Consider the following 19,131-nt stretch of genomic DNA (forward strand, 5'->3'; position numbering starts at 1 on the left):
GCTCCCCTTGGTCCCGGTCTATCTGTTCAGAATTTCGTTGTAGATCTTCAGGTAAGATCCAACCATCTGCTCACATTTGAAATGCATCTCATACCGCCTCTGCGCGGCCTCCCCCATTTGCCGGGCAAGCAAAGGATCTTCCCACAGCCGGGCCATGGCGGCAGCCAGTGCCTCCGGATCACTGGGCGGCACCACCAGTCCGGTTTCATCAGCCGCATTCACGTAGCTCGTGCCCGTGCCGATCTCGCTGGAGATCATCGGCTTGCCGAACATTGCCCCCTCCAGCAACGAAATCCCGAAAGCCTCGGACCGCAAATGAGAGGGAAACACAACGCCATAAGCGAGCGACAGAAGACACGGCTTGTCGGCATCGCTGATGTGCCCGAGAAAGTGCACATTGGTCAGCCCGAGTTGCTGCACCTGCTGCTTCAGCTCCGCCTCGATCGGCCCGGCACCGGCAATGACGATTGGATAGCTCACACGCCGGGCGGCCTCCACCAGGATGTGCAGCCCCTTGTAATACCTCAGAACCCCGACAAAGAAGAAAAACCGGGGTTCCAGACGGTCCTGCCAGTAGGCCAGCCTGTCCGCCTCCGGCTCCGGATACAGCTCCCGGTCAACACCAATTGGCACCAGCTCGCATTTTCCGGCAAAGCGGGGCAAAACAGTGCTTGTCTGAAGATAGTTTGGCGACGTCGCGACAATCCTGTCTACAGAGGCAAGAAAGGCAGTCTGCAGAGGCTGATAGAGCGGCAAAAGCAGCTTCTGTCTTATGATGTCGGAATGATAGGTCACAACACAGGGCTTGCGCATGCGGACCAGAAAATGCGCCAGATCCATGAAGGGCCATGGGAAGTGGTAGTGAACCACATCGGCTTTTCTGGAAAGCTCGGCAAACCTGGCCAAGGCTGACAAGGACAGTCCCGTCGACGCGATTTCGAGATTTCTGCGCGCCCGGTGCAGGGTATAACCTGCAGGTTCAATGCTGGCGGGCACATCGCCGGAGGCCAGAGACAGAACATCCACATCCCACCCCTGCCCCACAGTGCCTGCTGCAAGGTGATGGATCGCCTGCTCAATGCCTCCCATCGTGTCCGGAAAGGCCGTCTTAAAAAAATGAAGCACCCGCATGCAGAGTTCTAATTCCGGAAATTTCCCTAGATCGCGTGCACTTATCGCTGCGGCACGCGCGAATAACAACAGAAAGCGGGATCAAAATTAAACTTTATACATCAAATCTATAACACCAAGAAAAGAACGCTTTAAACGTGTATTTTTCAAAAATTCTTGCAGAAACTAAATAGGTATATTTGACAATTCTCCAGAGCAGGCCGGTTCCAGTCAACCCGCTGATCATGCATGCTGTCTGGTCACAATGGCCGCTTCGAAAGCCTGCAACAGCGCAGGCGCAACCACGTCCGCCTGAAATTGCGCAGCGTGGGTGCGCAGAGGCTGCGGGCAGGTCTGACCGCTGTCTTGCAGGCACTGCTCGAAAGCGGCCGTAATAGAGGCTTCGTCCAGCGGGTCCGCAAGCACGGTGCCGGGCCCGGCGATGTCTGCCATCGGGGAGTTCCGGGATGTGAGCAGCAGTTTGCCAAACTGTTTTGCCTCGATGGCGGGATAGCCAAAACCCTCGTAGAGAGAGGGCATGACGGCAAGACACGTGTGCGTGTAGAGCGTTGCAAGGCGCTGCTCGCTGACGCCGCCAAGAAAGACCACGCCGCTCTCGCGGTTTCTCAACAGCTCCTGGACCTCACTGTTCTTCCAGCCAAGACCACCGGCAATGACAAACTGCAGCTGCTGCCGGATCTCCTGACGCAAGGCAAGATAGGCGCGGATGGTGCGCGCAAGGTTCTTGCGCGGCTCGATGGTTCCAACAAAAAGACAATAGGCATCGCCGATCCCCGCAGACCGCAAGACCGAGACATCCTCGGGTTCAGGCAAGGGGCGGACAATGTTTGGAATGACGGTAATGTTCGAGCGCAACCCGGGAAACACGGCCTTCAGATCCGCCGCCGTCCGGTCCGAAACGGCGATGACCTGATCCGCATGGCGAAGTGCCCGTGCCGTCAGGAACTGATCGCCGGTCCTGCGGTGAAAGCGCATTGTCGCGGGGGCAAATTTCCAGACGAGATCGTGAACGGTCAGGACGCTCGGCGCGATGCCGGCAGCTGCGCCGGACAGCTTGTGCGCAGGCCCCCAGAAGACACTTGGCCGGATCCTGCGCAACATGGCCGGCAGATCCGCCGTCCCCCACCACATCCGGCCAAGGGCAGAGGGCCGGTGGACCACATGGCTTTGCACATTCGGCAGTGAGGAGAGATACTCGAAATCAGAATGAGGCACATCCGGCAGGCAGAGATGGATCTCCCTCACCATTCCGGACAAGGCGCAAACTGCGGCTTCAATTGAACGGGAGATACCAGAGCGGGAATGGACCAGATTTCTGGCATCGATGGCAAGCCGCATTCCCAGACCTTTGACCGCAAGCTCCTCCAGACGTCTGGAGCCACTCTTCATGACCGGCGCCCGCGCGGCAGCCGCGCCCATGATAGTCTCTGGATTGCAGCAGGCAACAGGCATTTCCGCCTCCAGGCCGTGCCACGGGCCCGCCCGCCGTGCACAGTGCCGCTATTCCCCATCCTCCAGCCCTCCAACCACCGCAGTTTTGCCGATACATGCAAAATTTGGACGTGCAAGTCTGGGATGTTTCCGGCAAGTTTGGTGAACAGGCGTCAGACATAGTCTGGCTGGCCGGTCCGGGACGGGGATCATCTGCTTGTGACGAATTGGGGAACACTGACGGAACGGTGCGCCGGGCGGCGGGGTGTGGCGCGGCCTCTGGCGGCGGCGGCGGCGGCAGTCGCGCTGGTGGCTGCAATGGGCGGCGCGGGCATGCCTGCGGCCGCGCAGGATGCGGGCAGCCTGTTGCGGGAGCAGCAGAGGCGGCTGGACATGCAGCGGACCCTGCCGGGCATGGATGCAGGCGAAGCGGCGCAGAGCCCGCAAGGGCGGCCGGTCACCGCTTCAGACGAAGGCCAGACCATCACCGTCACCGGCCTGCGCTTTACGGGCCGGGCGGATCTGCTGCCTGCATCATCGCAGGCTTCCATCATTGCGGCCGGCAAGGGCAAGCGGCTTGGCATCGGCGGCATTCAGGCGCTGGCCAGCCAGACGACGGCGGCATTGCAGGCAGGCGGACATCTTCTCGCCCGCGCCATCCTGCCGCCGCAGGACATCACCGAAGGGGTGATCACCATCGAGATCCTGCAAGGCCGGCTGGAAGAGGCAAGCTTTGAACGGGCAGAGGGCATGCGCGCGTCAGAAGCGCGGTTGCGCGCCATTCTGGAGCAGGAAACGGCGGGGGATGATCTGACGCAGGCCCAGCTGGAAAGCGCCCTGCTGCGGATGAATGCGCATCCCGGCGTCACCGCAAGGGCGCGGCTGATGCCCGGCGCGGCCCCCGGCACCACGCAGCTTGTGATCGATACCACGCAGGACCCGCTGCTCTCCGGCAGCCTGTCCGCCGACAATTTCGGCTCCTGGTCCACGGGGCGGATACAGGGCACCGGCACGGCGCTGCTCACGGATGCGACCGGCTACGGCGACCTCAGCCGCGTCACGCTGTCGGGCTCGGAAGGCCAGCGCTTCGGATCGCTGTCGGCCAGTGTGCCGCTCTGGGCGTCCCCCTTCACGCTCAGCGCCAGCTATGGCCACCTGACCTATCGCAACGTGGATGACACGGGCCGCCTGCTGGGACTGAAGGGCAAGGCGGATTTTGCCGGGGCAACGCTGGATTATGCGCTCGTCAACACCCGCAGGCTTTCCGTCTCCACCTCGGCCGGGGTGAACTGGAAGTCGCTGGTGGATGACAGCCGCGCCGGGCGGCTTTCGGACAAGCAGTCTGTCTCGGGCACCTTTGGTGTCTCGGGCGAAGCGCGCGATGCATTTCTGGGCGGCGGCCTGACGGCCCTGTCCCTGAGCTGGACCACCGGCACGGTGGATCTTTCCGGTGAGCCTTCGGCGGAGGCGGCCGACCGGGCGGGCCTGCGCACCGCCGGGGCCTTCAACAAGATCAATGCCAGTGCGGCGCGGGTGCAGAAGCTGCAAGGGGCCTTCTCGTTCTTTGCCCGCGGCTATGGCCAGCTGGCCGATGGCAATCTGGACTCGTCCGAGGAATTTGCGCTCGGCGGGCCCTATGCCATCCGCGCCTATCCGGTGGGTGAAGGGCGCGGCGACATGGGCGTGCTGGGCAGCGTGGAACTGCGCTACGACCTGCCGGTGAACACCAGATATGGCAACGTGCAACTGGCCGCCTTTGCCGATGCCGGACAGGTTGTGGTGAACCGCTTCAAGCGCGGCATTCCGCTCGCCAATGCCTGTGCCTGCAACAGCTACGGCCTTGGCGGTGCCGGGCTTTACGCCCGCTGGACGCGCCAGAACCTGAATATCTCGGCCACCTGGGCCCATGCCATCGGGGACAACCCCGGCCGCAGCCCGGCGGACGGCAGCAATACGGACGGAAAGTCCCTGAACAATCAGTTCTGGCTGACGGGGGCCATCCGCTTCTGAGGCGGTTGAACCCTTCGCACGCCAGTGCGGCAAAAGAAGTTTCTGGGCGGGAGGCATGATCCTCCCGAAGCCCCGGCATGAGGACTGGTGCCATGCAGCTTTCCCGTAACAGCGTCTCTCCGGCTGGCTCCCGTTCCACGCGCCGGCGTCATCTGATCCTGCTGCTGTCCACCTGCGCGCTTGGCGCCGGGCTGATCCTGCCCCCCTCCCTGCTGCAGGCGCAGGAGCTGCCCACCGGCGGCACCATCGCGGCGGGCACGGGCAGCATCGGCACCTCGGGCAGCACCATGACGGTGACGCAGACCAGCAGCCAGCTCATCACCAACTGGAACAGCTTCTCCATCGGCAGCGGCGCCACGGTCAATTTCGTGCAGCCGGGTGCCGCGTCCATGGCGCTCAACCGCGTCACGGGGCAGGACCCGTCGCAGATCCTCGGCAATCTCAATGCCAATGGCCAGGTGTTCCTGATCAACCCCAACGGCATCGCCATCGGCACCAGCGGGCGGGTGCAGACGGGGGCCTTCGCCGCCTCCACGCTCGGCATAACCGACAGCAAATTTCTGGCCCATGACTTCACGTTCACCGGCAGCGGCGGTTCCATCACCAATGCAGGCGAAATTTCCGGCGCGGTTGTGGCCCTCATCGCCCCCACCGTGCGCAACAGCGGCACCATCACCGGCGACACCGCCCTTGCCGCCGGAACGGATGTGCTGCTGGATTTTGACGGCGACGGCCTGATCTCGGTGGAGGTGAAAGCCTCCACCATGGAGGCGCTGGCGGAAAACAGCGGCCTGATCCAGGCGGATGGCGGCAGCGCCATTCTCACCGCCAAGGGCGCCTCGGAGGCGAAAAAGGGCATCGTCAACAACACCGGCACGGTGGAGGCCAAGGCCATCGGCGCACGCAATGGCCGCATCCTGCTGCTGGGCAGCGATGAGACGAACGCCAGCGGCGCGCTGAAGGCCAAATTCGTCGAGACATCAGCCAAGAAGGTGAAGCTCGACAAGACGCTGAAGGTCGAGACGGACGGCGGCGACTGGCTGATCGACCCCACGGACATCAACATCGACGTGAGCATGGCCGCCGCCATCGAGACAGGGCTTGCCAGCGGCAATGTGGAAATCTCGACCGCCGCTGCGGGAGCGGATGCGGGCGATATCACCGTGTCCTCGGGCATCAACTGGGCCGCCAATATCCTCACCCTCAGGGCCGACCGGAACATTGCCATCAACGCCGCGCTCAACGGCACGTCCACGGCGGGGCTGGCGCTGCATTATGGTCAGGGCGCAGTGGCGGCGGGCAACACGGCCGCCTACACCGTCAGCGCCCCCGTCAACCTTGCTTCCACCGGCAGCTTTGCAACGAAGCTGGGCAGCGACGGCACGGTCAACAGCTACACGATCCTCACCAGCCTCGGCGCAGAGGGCAGCACGACGGGCACGGACCTGCAGGGCATCAACGGCAACCTTGCCGGGCTCTATGTGCTCGGCAGCGATATTGACGCCTCAGCCACCTCCGGCTGGAACAGCGGCGCGGGGTTTGATCCCATCGGCACGTCCGGCAGCTCTTTTTCCGGCACTCTCGAAGGGCTGGGACATACGGTTTCCGGCCTTTATATCAACCGGCCCTCGACACAGACCATCGGCCTGTTCGGGCTGACATCGGGCGCCAGCCTGAGCAATTTCGGCGTGACGGGTTCTGTCACCGGCGGTTCCGGGGTTGGCAGTGCCGTGGGCTCGGCGGCAAATTCCACGCTCTCCGGCCTCTGGTCTTCCGCGACGGTGGCCGGCAGCACGGGCGCGACGGGCGGACTGGTGGGCACCATGTTCCAGACCACCCTCACCCGCTCCTTCGCCAGCGGAGACGTCAGCGGCGGCGCCGTTCTCGGCGGGGGAGTGCTGGGGGCCTTCGGCGGGCTGGTGGGCTTTCTCAACAGCGGCACCATCAGCCAGTCCTATGCAACCGGCAATGCCTCCACCGTCAGGTTCCAGGTGGGCGGGCTGGTGGGGTCGGTCAGCAGCAATGGCGTGATCATCAATTCCTATGCCTCCGGCAACGTCTCGGGAACAGATGGCGGCGCGCTCGTTGGCAGCAACGGCGGCACGATCAGCTACAGCTATGCCACAGGCAGCGTTTCGGGAAATCAGGGCCTGATCGGCACCGGCTCAATCGCCAATGTGTCCAACGTCTTTTACAACGTGGACACGGCGGGCGCAGGCTCCATGCCCGCCAGCTGGGGCAAGACGGCGGCCGAGCTTCTCGATCCCTTCCTCTACATCGAGGATGGCTGGGACTTTGCCGGCGTCTGGGGCTCGCCCAAGGCAGGCGGTGTGCCGGAGCTGCGGGCGCTGTCCACTCAGGCGCTCTACGACAATTACCTCAAGGTGTCCGGCACCCTCTCCCGCGCCTATGGCGACACGGGCATTTTTCAGGGCAGCCTGAGCACCGTAACCTCCGGCGCGTCCGTTTCCGTTGATGTGGGCAGCGCCATCAGCGGCACAACGAATGCGGGCACCTATGCCTGGACAGAGCCGGACATGGTTTCGCTCGGCCTGACCGGCGGCCTGACGATGGCCGACTTCTACCTCGCCTTCGGCACGGGCGGTGTCACGGTGACGCCACGGGCCATCAGCCTGACGGGCTCGCGCAGCTACAACGGCAGCACCAGCTTCGCCGCCTCGGATATCGTTCTGGGCAACCTTGCCAATGGCGAGACACTAACCCTCAGCGGCACGGCCACCCTCGCCAGCAGGAATGCGGACCAGTATTTCACCGCCGGCACCAGCGGGCTGACCCTCGGCAATGGCACTGGCCTTGCCTCCAATTACACCTTCACGGACGGCGTGGTGGATCTTGAGGTCACCCGCGCAGTGATCACGGCCGTCAGTGGTCTTGCCGTGGACAGCAAGGTCTATGACGCAACCACCACGGCAACGCTGGACACCTCCGGCGTGATCCTCACCGGCATGGTCAGCGGGGATGACCTCACGTTCAACGGCACCGCCGCCTTCCTCGACGCCTCTGCCGGAACGGGCAAGACGGTCGAAGTCACGCTCTCGACCCTCACCGGTGCCGATGCTGCCAACTACGAGTATCACGCCAGCATCGGCAACACGCTCCAGCTCACGGCCGCCGCAGATATCTCGCAGAAAGCCCTCACGGTGACGGGCCTCACCGGCCTCACCCGCACCTATGACGGCACCACGGCGGTGACGATCGACCAGAGCTTTGCCGGGCTGAACGGCGTGATCATGGGCGATGACGTGAGCCTTGCCACCGCCCTTGGCGCCTATGCAGACAAGAACGCGGGCAATGGCAAGGTCATCACCATCACGGGCCTGACGCTTGGCGGCGCGGAAGCGGGCAATTACACCGTCAGCGTCACCCCCGGCACCGTCACGGGCGATGTGGAAAAGGCGGTCATTACCGCCGTCAGCGGGCTTTCCGCGCAGAGCAAGGTCTATGACGGGGGCGACGCTGCCACGCTGGATGCGAGCGGGGCAGTGCTGACGGGCTTCGTCAGCGGGGACGCGCTCACCCTCACGGGCTCTGCCGCCTTCCTCGACCCGTCGGCGGGAACGAACAAGGATATCTCCGTCTTTGGCCTGGCTCTGGCCGGTGCAGACGCTGGCAATTACGAGCTGGCCAATGCGCTGGGGAACAGCTTCAACGTCTCCACGAGTGCCGCCATCACGCCGAAGACGCTCACCCTCACCGGCGTCTCCGGTCTCACGCGCATCTATGACGGCACCACGGCGGTGACGCTGGATCTGACCGGCGCGCAGCTGAGCGGCACCATCCTTGGCGATGACGTGAACCTTGCCAGCGCCCTTGGCATCTATGCGGACAAGACCGCGGGCACCGGCAAGGAAATCAGCCTCTCCGGCTATCTGCTGTCGGGTCTGGCGGCTGGAAACTACACCCTGACCATCACGCCCGGCACGGTGACCGGCACCGTGGAAAGGGCCGTCATCTCCAGCATCGGCGGCATCATCGCCCTCAACAAGACGGCCGATGGCACGGTGGCGGTCACGCTCGACACCTCCGGCGCGCTGTTCAACGGCATGATCACCGGCGACATTCTGAACGTGGCAACGGAAAACGGCGTCTTCGCCGATGCAGAGCCGGGCACGGGCAAGACGGTGCTGATCAGCGGCCTCAGCCTCGGCGGCGCGGATGCCATGAACTACACCCTCGCCAACAGCACGGCCATGGCGCTGGCAGACATAACGCTGCCGGTCGCGGGCCAGCCGGGCACCGTCTCGCGCGTCGTCAGCAGCTGGTCCCTCTTCGGCGGGCTCTTCTCCCCGGTTGATCAGACCGGCTTCCTCAGCCTCGCCCTCCTCGGCAGCACCCAGCAGGACATGACCGGCCCGGAGCTGTTCGAGGATGAAAGGGGCGAGTGATCCCCACTCTCACCGAAAATAGACGGCGATCCGGTTGCCGTTGATTTCCTGGACGGTGAAGGGGCAGCCGAAGATGGCGGTGAGGACTTCGGGGCGGATGATGCCGGATGGGGGGCCCTGAAGCGCGGCGCGGCCGTTCTGCATGACGACGATATGGTCGGAGTAGCAAGAGGCGAAGTTGATGTCGTGCAGCACCACCACCGCCGTCTTGCCGAAGTCGTCTGCCGCCTGGCGCAAGAGCTTCATCATGGCGACGGAATGGCTGATGTCGAGGTTGTTCAGCGGCTCGTCGAACAGCATGTAGCCGGTGTCCTGCGCCAGCACCATGGCGACAAAAGCCCGCTGGCGCTGGCCGCCGGAGAGTTCATCCAGAAAGCGGTGGCTGAGGTCCGCAAGGCCGAGATAGGCGAGCGCCTTGTCCACCTCGGCCCGGTCTTGCGCCGTCAGCCGCCCCCTGGAATAGGGGTAACGCCCGAAGGAGACGAGATCGGTGACCGTCAGCCGCGCCGTCATCTGGTTGTCCTGCCGCAGCATCGACAGGCGCCGGGCCAGCACCTCGCCGGAGGTGTTGGCCACATCCAGCCCATCGACCAGCACGCTGCCCTGATCCATCGTGGTGAGCCGCGCGATCATGGACAGAAGCGTCGATTTGCCCGCGCCATTGGGGCCGATGATGGAGGTGAGCCCGCCCTTCGGCAGGTCGAGGGTGACCCCGTCCACCACCAGCGTGTTGCCATAGCTCTTGCTGACCTGATCGATCCGGATCACCGCCGCGCTCCCTTGAGCAGAAAGAAGATGAAGAACAGCCCGCCGGCAAATTCGATGACGATGGCGAGTGCGGTACTGAAATCGAGCAGCCGCTCCAGCACCGTCTGGCCCGCCACAAGGCAGATGACGGCAATCAGCACCGCCGCAGGCAGCACATGCCGGTGGCGGCCCGAGGGCATCAGCAGATAGGCAAGGTTCGCCGTCAGCAGGCCGAAGAAGGTGACCGGCCCCACCAGCGCCGTGGAGACCGAGACAAGCACGGTGATGATCATCAGCACCTGCCGCGTCACCCGCCTGTGGTCCACCCCCAGCATGATGGCACTGTCCCGCCCCAGCGCCATCACGTCGAAGGTATGCCCCAGCCGCCAGGCGGCAAGGCTGGCCCCGGCAATCATCAGCGCCGAGACACCCAGAAGCGTGCCATCCACCGAATTGAAGCTGGCAAAGAACCGGTCCTGCAGCACGACAAACTCGTTCGGGTCAATCACCCGCTGCAGGAAGCCGGCAAGGCTGCGGAACAGGGCGCCGAGCAGGATGCCGACCAGCATCATCAGATGCAGGCCCTTGATCGCCCCGGAGAACAGCAGCTGGAACAGGATCAGCGAGAAGCCCGCCATGATGGCGACTTCCCCCACGAACAGCAGGCGCGGGTCCATGGCCGTCACGAAGGCCGAGCCAAGGGCGAAGACCAGCACCGTCTGCAGCAGAACATAAAGCGCATCGAAGCCCATGATCGAGGGCGTCAGGATGCGGTTGTTGGTCAGCGTCTGGAACAGCACCGTGGACACGGACACCGCATAGGCCACCAGCACCAGCGCGGCGAGCTTCTGCCCCCGGAAGGGCAGGATGAAGGACCAGCCGGCCTTGACGCCAAGCGTCATGAAGGCGGTGGCGGCGGCGAGCGTCAGGAGGCCCAGCAGCAGCAGCACACCGGCAGGCGTCAGCCGCCTTGCGCCGGTCTGATACAGGCGCTCAAGCCGCATGGGAGCGCCTCCGCAGCAGCAGGAACAGGAAGAACACGCTGCCCACCACGCCCAGAACCGAGCCTGCCGGGATCTCGAAGGGCGCATTCACCGTGCGGCCGATCAGATCGCACAGGAGCACCAGCAGCGCACCGGTGACGGCGATCAGCGGCAGGGTGCGGCGCAGCCGGTCGCCCAGGGCCATGGCGACAAGATTAGGCACGATCAGCCCGACGAAGGGCACCACGCCCGCCGTCACCACCACCGCAGCGGTGACCATGGCAACGATGAAGAGGCCGAGCAGCAGCACCTGCCGGTACTTGAGGCCAAGGCTGACAGCGAAATCCTCGCCCATTCCGGCGAGGGTGAAGCGGTCGGCGGCCACATAGGCGGCGATGGTGAGCGCAAGGCTGAGCCACAGCACCTCGTAGCGCCCGCGCAGCACGGCGGAAAAATCACCGCTGGTCCAGGCGCCGAGGGTTTGCAGCAGGTCGAACCGGTAGGCAAGGAAGGCGGTGACGGCGCTGATCACCCCGCCCAGCATCAGCCCCACTAGCGGCACCATCAGGGCTGAGCGCAGGGGGATGCGCTCCAGAATGGCGATGAAGAGGAAGGTGCCCGCCAGCGCGAAGGCACCAGAGACGAGCATCTTGGCCATGACCGGCAGGTCCGGCGCGAAGAACAGCACGAGCAGCATGCCCAGCGAGGCCGATTCCACCGTGCCTGCGGTGGAAGGCTCGACAAAGCGGTTGCGCGCCAGCATCTGCATCAGGGTTCCGGCCACGGCCATGCCTGCGCCCGCCAGAATGAGGGCGATGGTGCGCGGAATGCGGCTTTCGGCCAGCAGCATCAGGGCCCGCTCATCCGCCGCACCGCTGACCACGCTCCAGAAGGAGACGGGGCTGGCACCGGTGAACAGGCTGGCTATCGCAAGACCGAGGGTCAGAAGAGAGGCTGGCAGCAGGAATTTCAAGGCAGGGTCCTGAAAGGATTGCGGCGGCTGCGCCCCGGAGGAGACGCAGCCGCCTGACACGCTACTTGACAGCGAACCTCACTTGCCGCTGAAGGCAGCGTTCAGCTGGTCTACCGTATCCTGCATGGCGGTGATGCCACCACCAATCAGATACCAGTTGGCCGCATTGAGGTAGACCACCTGTTCCTTCTGCCAGGCCGTGGTCTGGCGGACGATTTCGTTGTCGAGAAGCTGGCGGGCGGCATCGCCTTCCCGGCCGATGGCCGCATCCCGGTCCAGCACGAACAGCCAGTCCGGATTGCGCTCGAGGATATATTCAAAGGACGCCGGCTGGCCGTGGATGCCGATCTTGATGCTGTCATCGGCCTGCTCCAGCCCGAATTCGCCGAAGATCTGGCCGAAGCGGGAACCCTTGCCATAGGTGGCCATCTTGCCGCCGGTGGTGAGGATGAACAGGCCCTTGCCAGCGCCTGCCGTCTTGCCCTTCAGCTCCTCGACGGAGGCCTTGTATTTCGCGGTCAGCTCGTCCGCCTTGTCCGTCTTGCCGAAGAGGACGGCCAGCGTCTGGAGGTTCTTCAGAGCCGAGCCGGTGAAATCTTCGAAGTCCACCGACAGATCGATGGTGGGCGCGATCTTCGCCAGATCCTCGTATTTGGCGGCAGAGCGCCCGCCAACGATGATCAGATCCGGCTGTGCAGCGGCAACGGCTTCAAAGTCCGGCTCGAACAGGGAGCCGATCTTCTGGTACTTGTCATCGGCATATTGCGCCAGATGGCCCGGCTTGTTGCCGCCCGGCACCCCGGCCACCTCGACGCCAAGCGCGGTCAGCGTGTCCAGCGCGGCCATGTCATAGACGAACACCTTGGCCGGGACCGCAGGCAGCGTCAGCTCGCCCTTGGCGTGGGTCACCTTGACCTCGGCAACAGCGGAGCCCGTCAGCACGGCGGAGAGCACCAGAGCACTTGCAAAGCCCGCAGCCAGCCGCTTCATGGAGAACATATGCGTCATTTCCTGAACCTCGCAGCAGCGGCGCTCACGCCAGTGTGACGGCGGCAGCGCCTTGCCTGAACAACATAAGTTGAGTTTCTAAATCCACTTATGTAGACACTGCTGCCAAGGGTCAACGCGCATCATTTTGAGCAATTCCAATTTGCGAAAAACGCAAATCCCCCTCCTCAATCAGGCGCTCGGGCAGAAGGCAGCACACAGGTGGACATTGGCCGGATAAAATTGCTGATCGCGCTGGATGCGCTGCTGCGGGAGGGCAGCGTGTCGGCAGCGGCGGCCAGCATGGGGATGCAGGTCTCGGCCATGAGCCGGATGCTGGCACAGCTGCGCGAGTTCTACGGCGATCCGCTGCTGGAGCGCACAGGGCAAGGCATGCGCCCGACGCCCTTTGCCGAAGCCCTGCGGCTGGAGGTGCGCGGGCTGGCCAATGATGCCGAACTGCTGCTGGCCCGCACGCCGGACAGTGCATCCGCCCTGCCCTGGGGCAGCCACCATGGGCCGGGCTCGAACTCCGCCCGGGCGTTCTCCCCGCATCAGGCCCAGCCCCAGACCCAGCATCTGACCCAGCATCAGGCAACCCCGCTGGCGCCGGGCTCCAGCGCGGCAGACCGGCTGGCAGGCGAGCCCTCGCCGCAGATGATTGCCGAGCGGATGGCGCTGATCGGCCATGCCTCGGCCCCCAGCCAGCGGCTGGCGAAATACATCGCCAGCATTGCCGCCGGGCCGGGCCGCACCCGGCCGCTGACGCAGGAAGAAGCCCGCGATGCCCTCGGCATCGTGCTGCGGGCCGAGGCGGACCCGTTCCAGACCGGCGCGCTGCTGGCCACCATGCAGTTCCGCGGCATGACGGCGGTGGAGCTGGCCGGCTTTGCGCAGGCGGTCCAGCTGCATGCGGCAGGCCCCGGCACGGGAGAGACGGCGGAAGCAGCAGAGACGGCGATGGCCGATCTCAACTGGCCGGCCTATCTCTCGCCCCGGCTGCGCACCGTGCCGTGGTTCCTCCATGCCGCCCGTCTGGTGGCCATGGCCGGGCACAGGGTGCTGGTGCATGGCTTCGGCAGCAACATCGCCTCGGGCATCCTGCTGCAACAGGCGGCAGAGGCCGCTGCCATTCCCGTGGCGGACAATCTGGAGGACGCAAGGCAGGCGCTGGCGCGGGAGGGCATCGCCTATCTGCCCGTTACCGCCTATTGCCCGCAGCTGGCGGGCCTGCTTGCCCTTTATCCGGCCTTTGAAATGCGCACCCCGGTCAACACCGCCGTGCATGTGCTCAATCCGGGCGGCGCCCCCGCCGCAATGCTGGGCGCCGCACAAACCTCCGACCGGGAGCTGTTCCGCACCGCAGCTGCCCTCACCGGCTGTCTGGACGCAGCCGTCACCGGCGCCAACCGCGACTTTGCGCAGGTCACACCAGACCGGCCAACGCCGGTGTTCCGCCTGACCGGCGGCGAGGAAGCCCGCTTCACCCTGCCTTCGACGCCCGCGAGCCGGATGCCGATCCCCGCCGCCCTCACCCAGCAGGAATACTGGCTGGCCGTGTGGACGGGCGCAGCGCGCGACGAGCTGGCGGAAGCGGCCATCGTGAAGACCGCAGCACTCGCCCTGATGACGCTGCGCCGGGCACCGGAAGCGGAATTTTCCGCCTGCCTTGAGGACGCCGCCACCCTCTGGCGCAACCGCCCGCGCCAGCTCCGCCCCGCCAGTGCCGATGCCGCCAGCGTGCGAAAGCCATAGAGCGGGGGCGCTGACAGACCTGCAGCCTCTCCATCGTCATCCTCGGCCTTGTGCCGGGGATCTAACCAGATCAATGGCTTGCAGATGGCCGGGACAAGCCCGGCCATGACGAAAGAGAGGAATGCCTGCTTCCGGAATAAATCCCGATATATCTTGATTTCCGATATATCGGAAATATATCTAGAGCCATGAGACACAGACACCCCTACCGTCATCGCGGCCATGCCCCCCACAGCGGCCCGCATGACGGCACGCACGGCACCCTGCACGAAGGCCATCCCGGCGGGCACCGCCGGGGCGGCGGACACCGGCGGCTGTTCGACTATGGCGAGCTGCGGCTGCTGGTTCTGGCGCTGATCGCCGAGGAGCCGAGGCACGGCTATGAGCTGATCAAGGCCATCGAGGACCGGTTCGCCGGCAGCTACAGCCCCAGCCCCGGCGTCATCTACCCGACGCTGAGCTGGCTGGAGGACATGGGCTACAGCGCCATCACGGTGGAAGCAGGCGGGCGCAAGCGCCACAGCATCACCCCCGAAGGCGAAGCCTTCCTCACCGCCAACAAGGCGCTGGCCAGCGAACTCATGACCCGTGCCCGCAGCGGCATGACGCGGGGCTTTGCCCCCGCGCCCGTGGTGCGGGCCATGGAAAACCTCAAGACCGCCCTGCGCCTGCGCCTGCGGGACAGCGAAATTGACGCGGAAACCGCCCAGAAGATCGCCGCTGCCATCGATGCAGCCGCCCTTGCCGTGGAGCAAAGCTGATGACGACTGAAACCACCACCCTCTCCACCCGCCGCTGCGTGGTGGAAACCGATAAGGCCAGCCGCTACCTGCAGCAGCTGTGCAAGCACTTCCAGCACAAGATCCCGGCCGAATTCGACGCCGGACAGGGCACGATCACCTTTCCGATGGGCGTGTGCACGCTGAAGGCCGAGGGCACGCGCCTGACAATGGACGTGACAGCCGCAGACAGCGCCGCCCTTGACCGGCTGCAGGACGTGGTCGGCAGCCACTTCATCCGCTTCGCCTTCCGCGAGCCACAAAACGATCTTATCTGGCAGACCATCTGACAAAGACCCCGGCTGCAGCCACCCCAGGCTGCAGCCCTTCAAAGGAGCCATTTGCCATGCCGTTTCGTGCCGCCATCCTGTCCGCCGCCGCCGCCCTGCCCCTGCTTTGGACCCCGGCCACTGCACAGGTGAGCGACAGCCAGCTCATCGGCATGATGGGCCTGACGGATGTCTCGGCCAAAGACAAGCAGATGCAGCATGGCCGCCAACTCCAGGGCCGCCTTGCCGATGGCACGCGGATCGAGGCCGAGTTCCGGTCCAACGGCGAGCTGGAAGAGATCGAGAGCAAGGACGGCAGTTTCCCCATTTCCCTGATCGGCCCGCTGCTGCCGGACGCGGTGAAGGCGAACCCGTCCTTTCCCCATGGCGCAACGCTGCGCAAGCTGGAATTCGATGGCAAGATCGAGCTGGAAGGCCGCACGGCCGACGGGCGCCGGTTCGAGGCCAAGTTCAGCCAGGACGGCAGCCTGCTTGATTTCGACACGGACTGACCGGCGCCCGGTCTTCCGGGGGAGGCCCACAGGGTGCTGAAACTGACGCATCCGCTCAACGGCAACACCGAAGACCTGCGCAACGGCGCCGCAGCCTCCCTCGCCGAACCGGACGCCGCCTCATCCGGCACGGCGTTTCAGCCCTCCTCCCCCTCGTGGGGCAGTGTGTACAACGGACTGCCAGTCAGGCTCCAGCTCCTCTCCCCCCTTGAGGGGGAGATGCCCCCGGCAGGGGGCAGAGGGGGGTATGCAGCCTGTCCGTTTATCACGAGAGATCCTGCCGTGTTGAGGCGCTGCCACCCCCCTCTGTCAGCTCGCGCTGACATCTCCCCCTCAAGGGGGGAGAGGGGCGCTGCGGCGAAACGAAGGCCAAATCCTCCTCCGGCTTCAGGGGCGCTGTGTGTGCCGTGGCAAAGGCTGCCGGGCGGCGCACGGGTGGACCTGAACCTGAACGGCAGCGGTCAGGCCGAAGAAGCCGGTTCCGATAGCGGCGGGTCCCGGTTTCAGCCTCTCAGGCCCCGCACCCTTGATGGTTGCCGAGCCTTCAAGACGTCTTCCTTGACGTGAAATATTCGCGTCAAAACTTCAGCAAAACAGCGTATCAACCCGGAAATTACCTAAGCAATTACACTATTATCATTATGTATATACCGTATAAATACGCCATACCCCTGTTTGGTTTGGGGACTTAAGACCCCATTAATTTCACATTTCCATAAGTTTCTCCTACGTCAGCTGAAACAAGAGCTGGCTGATCGGAGCGATTATGAAGATTCATTCCTTGAAGACACGGATTGTGGTTCTGTCGACAGCTTGCCTTCTGGCTGCGACAGGGGTGCTGGTCGGGGCAAATTTATATTCCAGCAAGATGAGCAATGCCGAAGTCGCCACGCGGATCGACAGCCTCCTCAACGAAAGCGCCCGGCAGGGCCTGCTGCAGCTGGCCGGCTCCAAGGCGGAAGTCATCCGCAGCGAAGTCACATCCGCCTTCATGGCTGCCCGCGGCATGGCAAAATCCATCGAGGTGATTGCGGCCACCGGACCGGATTCGACTGCTCCGGAGAAGCGCCGGGCCCAGCTCAACGGCATCCTCCTGTCCGTTCTGAAAGACAATGAACTCTTCAACGGCACCTATTCGGCGATCGAGCCCAATGCGCTGGATGGTGCCGATGCACAATATGCCGGCAATGCTGCCGTGGGCTCCGACAAGACTGGCCGCGCCTTGCCCTACTGGACGCGCGATGCGGCGGGCAAGATCGATGTTCAGCCGCTGGTCGAATATGACAGCGCCGACAAGCACGCCAACGGCCTGGTGAAGGGCGGCTGGTATCTCGGCCCGCAGAGGACCGGGCAGGAAAGCGTCCTCGCCCCGCTCCCCTATATCGTGCAGGGCAAGTCCGTCTTCCTCGCCACCATGTCGGTGCCCATCACCGTGGGCGGCAAGTTCATCGGCGTCGCCGGTGCCGACTTTGATCTCGCCTTCGTGCAGAAACTGGCCGAAACGGTCAATCAGGCCACCTATGACGGCAAGGGCAGCGTCACCATCGTGACGGAAGCCGGCCTGATCGTGGCCTCAAGCGAGAGGCCGGATGCCATCGGCGCTTCCGTCAGCACCCTCGGTCCCGTCTGGACGGAAAACCTGAAGGAGATGACAAGCGGCAAGGCAATGGTCGGTTATGATGCCGGGACAGACCAGATGAAGGTCTATGCGCCCATCGCCCTTGGCCGCACCGGCTCCAACTGGGCCATCGTCCTGTCGCTGCCGCAGGCGGTGGTGATGGCCGAGGCGGCGGCGCTCAGCCAGTCCATGGCCGCCCGCATTGCCTCCGACACATGGACAGGCATCCTCGTGGGCCTGGCCGTCGCCTTCACCGGCATTGCCGCCATGTGGCTCGTTGCCCGCAGCATTTCCAATCCCATCCAGAAACTGACCGGCGCCTTGCAGAGCATGGCACGCGGCACGGTTCTGGCCGAGATCGAGGGCGCAACCCGCCGCGACGAAATCGGCGATATCGCCCGCGCCGTTGATGAAATCCGCGAGCAGGCGGCCATTGCCGCCGATCAGAAGATGCGGGAGGAAGAGGCCGAGCGCGAAACGCGGCAGGCGGCCCGGCGCCAGATGATGCAGCGGCTGGCCCGCGATTTCGAGGAGAAGATGGGCGGCCTCGTCAAGCAGGTCGGCACGGCGGCCGGAGAACTCGCCTCTTCCGCCAGCGGCATGGCCGACCAGGCCAAGCAATCCGCACAGCAGGCCGACAGCGCCATGGCAGCCACGAACTCGTCCAACGAAAGCGTGCAGGTGGTGGCCGCCGCCGCCGAAGAGCTGTTCACCTCGATCCGCGAAATCGGCAGCCTCATCCAGCGCTCCGGCGATGTGGTGAGCGAGGCAGACCGCCATGCCGGGTCCACCCATGGCATCGTCACCTCCCTGTCCGAAACGGCGGGCCGGATCGGGTCGATCATCGACATCATCCGCGACATTGCCAACCAGACCAACCTTCTGGCCCTCAACGCCACCATCGAGGCCGCCCGTGCCGGAGAGGCCGGAAAGGGCTTTGCCGTGGTGGCCAGCGAGGTGAAGGCCCTTGCCAACCAGACATCGCAGGCGACCGACGAGATCGGCGGCCAGATCGAGGCCATGCGCCTTGCCACCGGCAATGCCGTGGAGGCCATCAGCTCGATCCGCCAGGTGGTGGGCGACATCCGCCAGGCGGTGACCTCCGTCGCCGGTGCCGTGGAAGAGCAGAGCGCAGCCACCAGCGAAATCTCCCGCTCGGCCCAGTCCACCGCACAGGGGACCATGTCCGCAGGCGAAAGCGTCGGCAGCGTTCAGGTCAGCATCGCCCGCACGGATGAAGCGGCCCACAGGGTGCTGAAACTGACGCATCAGCTCAACGGCAACACCGAAGACCTGCGCAACGGCGTCGCATCCTTCCTCGCCGAACTGGACGCCGCCTGATCCGGGCAGCAGCAGAGCGCGATGCCTGGCCTCCCCGGCACGGCGTTTCAGCCCCCTCCCTTGAGGGCAGTGTTTACAACGGACTTCCAGTCAGGCTCCAACTCCTCTCCCCCCTTGAGGGGGAGATGCCCCCGGAGGGGGCAGAGGGGGGTAACGGACTATCCGCTTGTGAGAGAGGTGGTGCTGTGC

The 19,131-nt window shown here is 64.6% G+C and carries 13 protein-coding genes; 7 read left to right on the forward strand and 6 right to left on the reverse strand.

Features of this window, described 5'->3' with window-relative positions:
* Positions 1-18 precede the first annotated feature (18 nt).
* Both H163_RS0115330 and H163_RS22985 read right to left on the reverse strand, forming a co-directional pair.
* Entirely contained in the window at positions 19-1,200 is a 1,182-nt protein-coding gene (locus H163_RS0115330; RefSeq protein WP_342210622.1) for a glycosyltransferase, read from the reverse strand.
* 153 nt (positions 1,201-1,353) lie between these two features.
* The gene (locus tag H163_RS22985; RefSeq protein WP_019965484.1) at positions 1,354-2,550 is read right to left on the reverse strand and encodes a glycosyltransferase family 4 protein; all 1,197 of its coding nucleotides are present in this window, start codon (positions 2,548-2,550) and stop codon (positions 1,354-1,356) included.
* Between the two features lie 279 nt (positions 2,551-2,829).
* Here H163_RS22985 and H163_RS0115340 point away from each other — a divergent pair, with 279 nt between their 5' ends.
* Both H163_RS0115340 and H163_RS0115345 read left to right on the forward strand, forming a co-directional pair.
* On the forward strand, positions 2,830-4,572 hold the full coding sequence (locus H163_RS0115340) for a ShlB/FhaC/HecB family hemolysin secretion/activation protein (RefSeq protein ID WP_019965485.1): 1,743 nt from the start codon (positions 2,830-2,832) through the stop codon (positions 4,570-4,572).
* Positions 4,573-4,664: 92 nt separating this feature from the next.
* Positions 4,665-8,978, forward strand: coding sequence for a beta strand repeat-containing protein (locus H163_RS0115345; RefSeq protein WP_019965486.1), 4,314 nt, complete (start codon positions 4,665-4,667; stop codon positions 8,976-8,978).
* A gap of 9 nt (positions 8,979-8,987) precedes the next feature.
* Here H163_RS0115345 and H163_RS0115350 read toward each other — a convergent pair whose 3' ends face one another.
* The 4 genes from H163_RS0115350 to H163_RS0115365 all read right to left on the reverse strand — a co-directional run bounded on the left by H163_RS0115350 (position 8,988) and on the right by H163_RS0115365 (position 12,680).
* A complete protein-coding gene (locus H163_RS0115350) occupies positions 8,988-9,746 on the reverse strand; it encodes an iron ABC transporter ATP-binding protein (protein ID WP_019965487.1) in 759 nt (252 codons plus the stop codon).
* Entirely contained in the window at positions 9,743-10,729 is a 987-nt protein-coding gene (locus tag H163_RS0115355; protein WP_019965488.1) for an iron chelate uptake ABC transporter family permease subunit, read from the reverse strand. Before H163_RS0115355 ends, H163_RS0115350 begins: the two co-directional genes overlap by 4 nt.
* Positions 10,719-11,681 (reverse strand): ABC transporter permease, encoded by a 963-nt coding sequence (locus H163_RS0115360; RefSeq protein ID WP_026355907.1) that lies wholly within the window; start codon positions 11,679-11,681, stop codon positions 10,719-10,721. The genes H163_RS0115355 and H163_RS0115360 overlap by 11 nt, the downstream gene beginning before the upstream one ends.
* 78 nt (positions 11,682-11,759) lie before the next feature.
* Positions 11,760-12,680 (reverse strand): siderophore ABC transporter substrate-binding protein, encoded by a 921-nt coding sequence (locus tag H163_RS0115365; protein ID WP_019965490.1) that lies wholly within the window; start codon positions 12,678-12,680, stop codon positions 11,760-11,762.
* Positions 12,681-12,890: 210 nt separating this feature from the next.
* Here H163_RS0115365 and H163_RS22990 point away from each other — a divergent pair, with 210 nt between their 5' ends.
* The 5 genes from H163_RS22990 (at position 12,891) to H163_RS0115390 (ending at position 18,942) form a co-directional block, all read left to right on the forward strand.
* Positions 12,891-14,423: a glycosyl transferase family protein gene (locus tag H163_RS22990; RefSeq protein ID WP_081626043.1), complete on the forward strand. Its 1,533-nt coding sequence runs from the start codon at positions 12,891-12,893 to the stop codon at positions 14,421-14,423.
* A 188-nt stretch (positions 14,424-14,611) separates the two neighbouring features.
* On the forward strand, positions 14,612-15,184 hold the full coding sequence (locus tag H163_RS0115375; protein ID WP_019965492.1) for a PadR family transcriptional regulator: 573 nt from the start codon (positions 14,612-14,614) through the stop codon (positions 15,182-15,184).
* Positions 15,184-15,492, forward strand: coding sequence for a DUF2218 domain-containing protein (locus H163_RS0115380; protein WP_019965493.1), 309 nt, complete (start codon positions 15,184-15,186; stop codon positions 15,490-15,492). Before H163_RS0115375 ends, H163_RS0115380 begins: the two co-directional genes overlap by 1 nt.
* Positions 15,493-15,548: 56 nt before the next feature.
* Positions 15,549-15,983, forward strand: a complete 435-nt coding sequence (locus H163_RS0115385; protein WP_019965494.1) for a PepSY-like domain-containing protein — start codon at positions 15,549-15,551, stop codon at positions 15,981-15,983.
* An 868-nt stretch (positions 15,984-16,851) separates the two neighbouring features.
* On the forward strand, positions 16,852-18,942 hold the full coding sequence (locus H163_RS0115390; protein ID WP_208975417.1) for a methyl-accepting chemotaxis protein: 2,091 nt from the start codon (positions 16,852-16,854) through the stop codon (positions 18,940-18,942).
* The last annotated feature ends 189 nt before the right edge of the window (positions 18,943-19,131 follow it).

The organism is Pannonibacter phragmitetus DSM 14782, from assembly GCF_000382365.1.
Lineage (GTDB): Bacteria > Pseudomonadota > Alphaproteobacteria > Rhizobiales > Stappiaceae > Pannonibacter > Pannonibacter phragmitetus.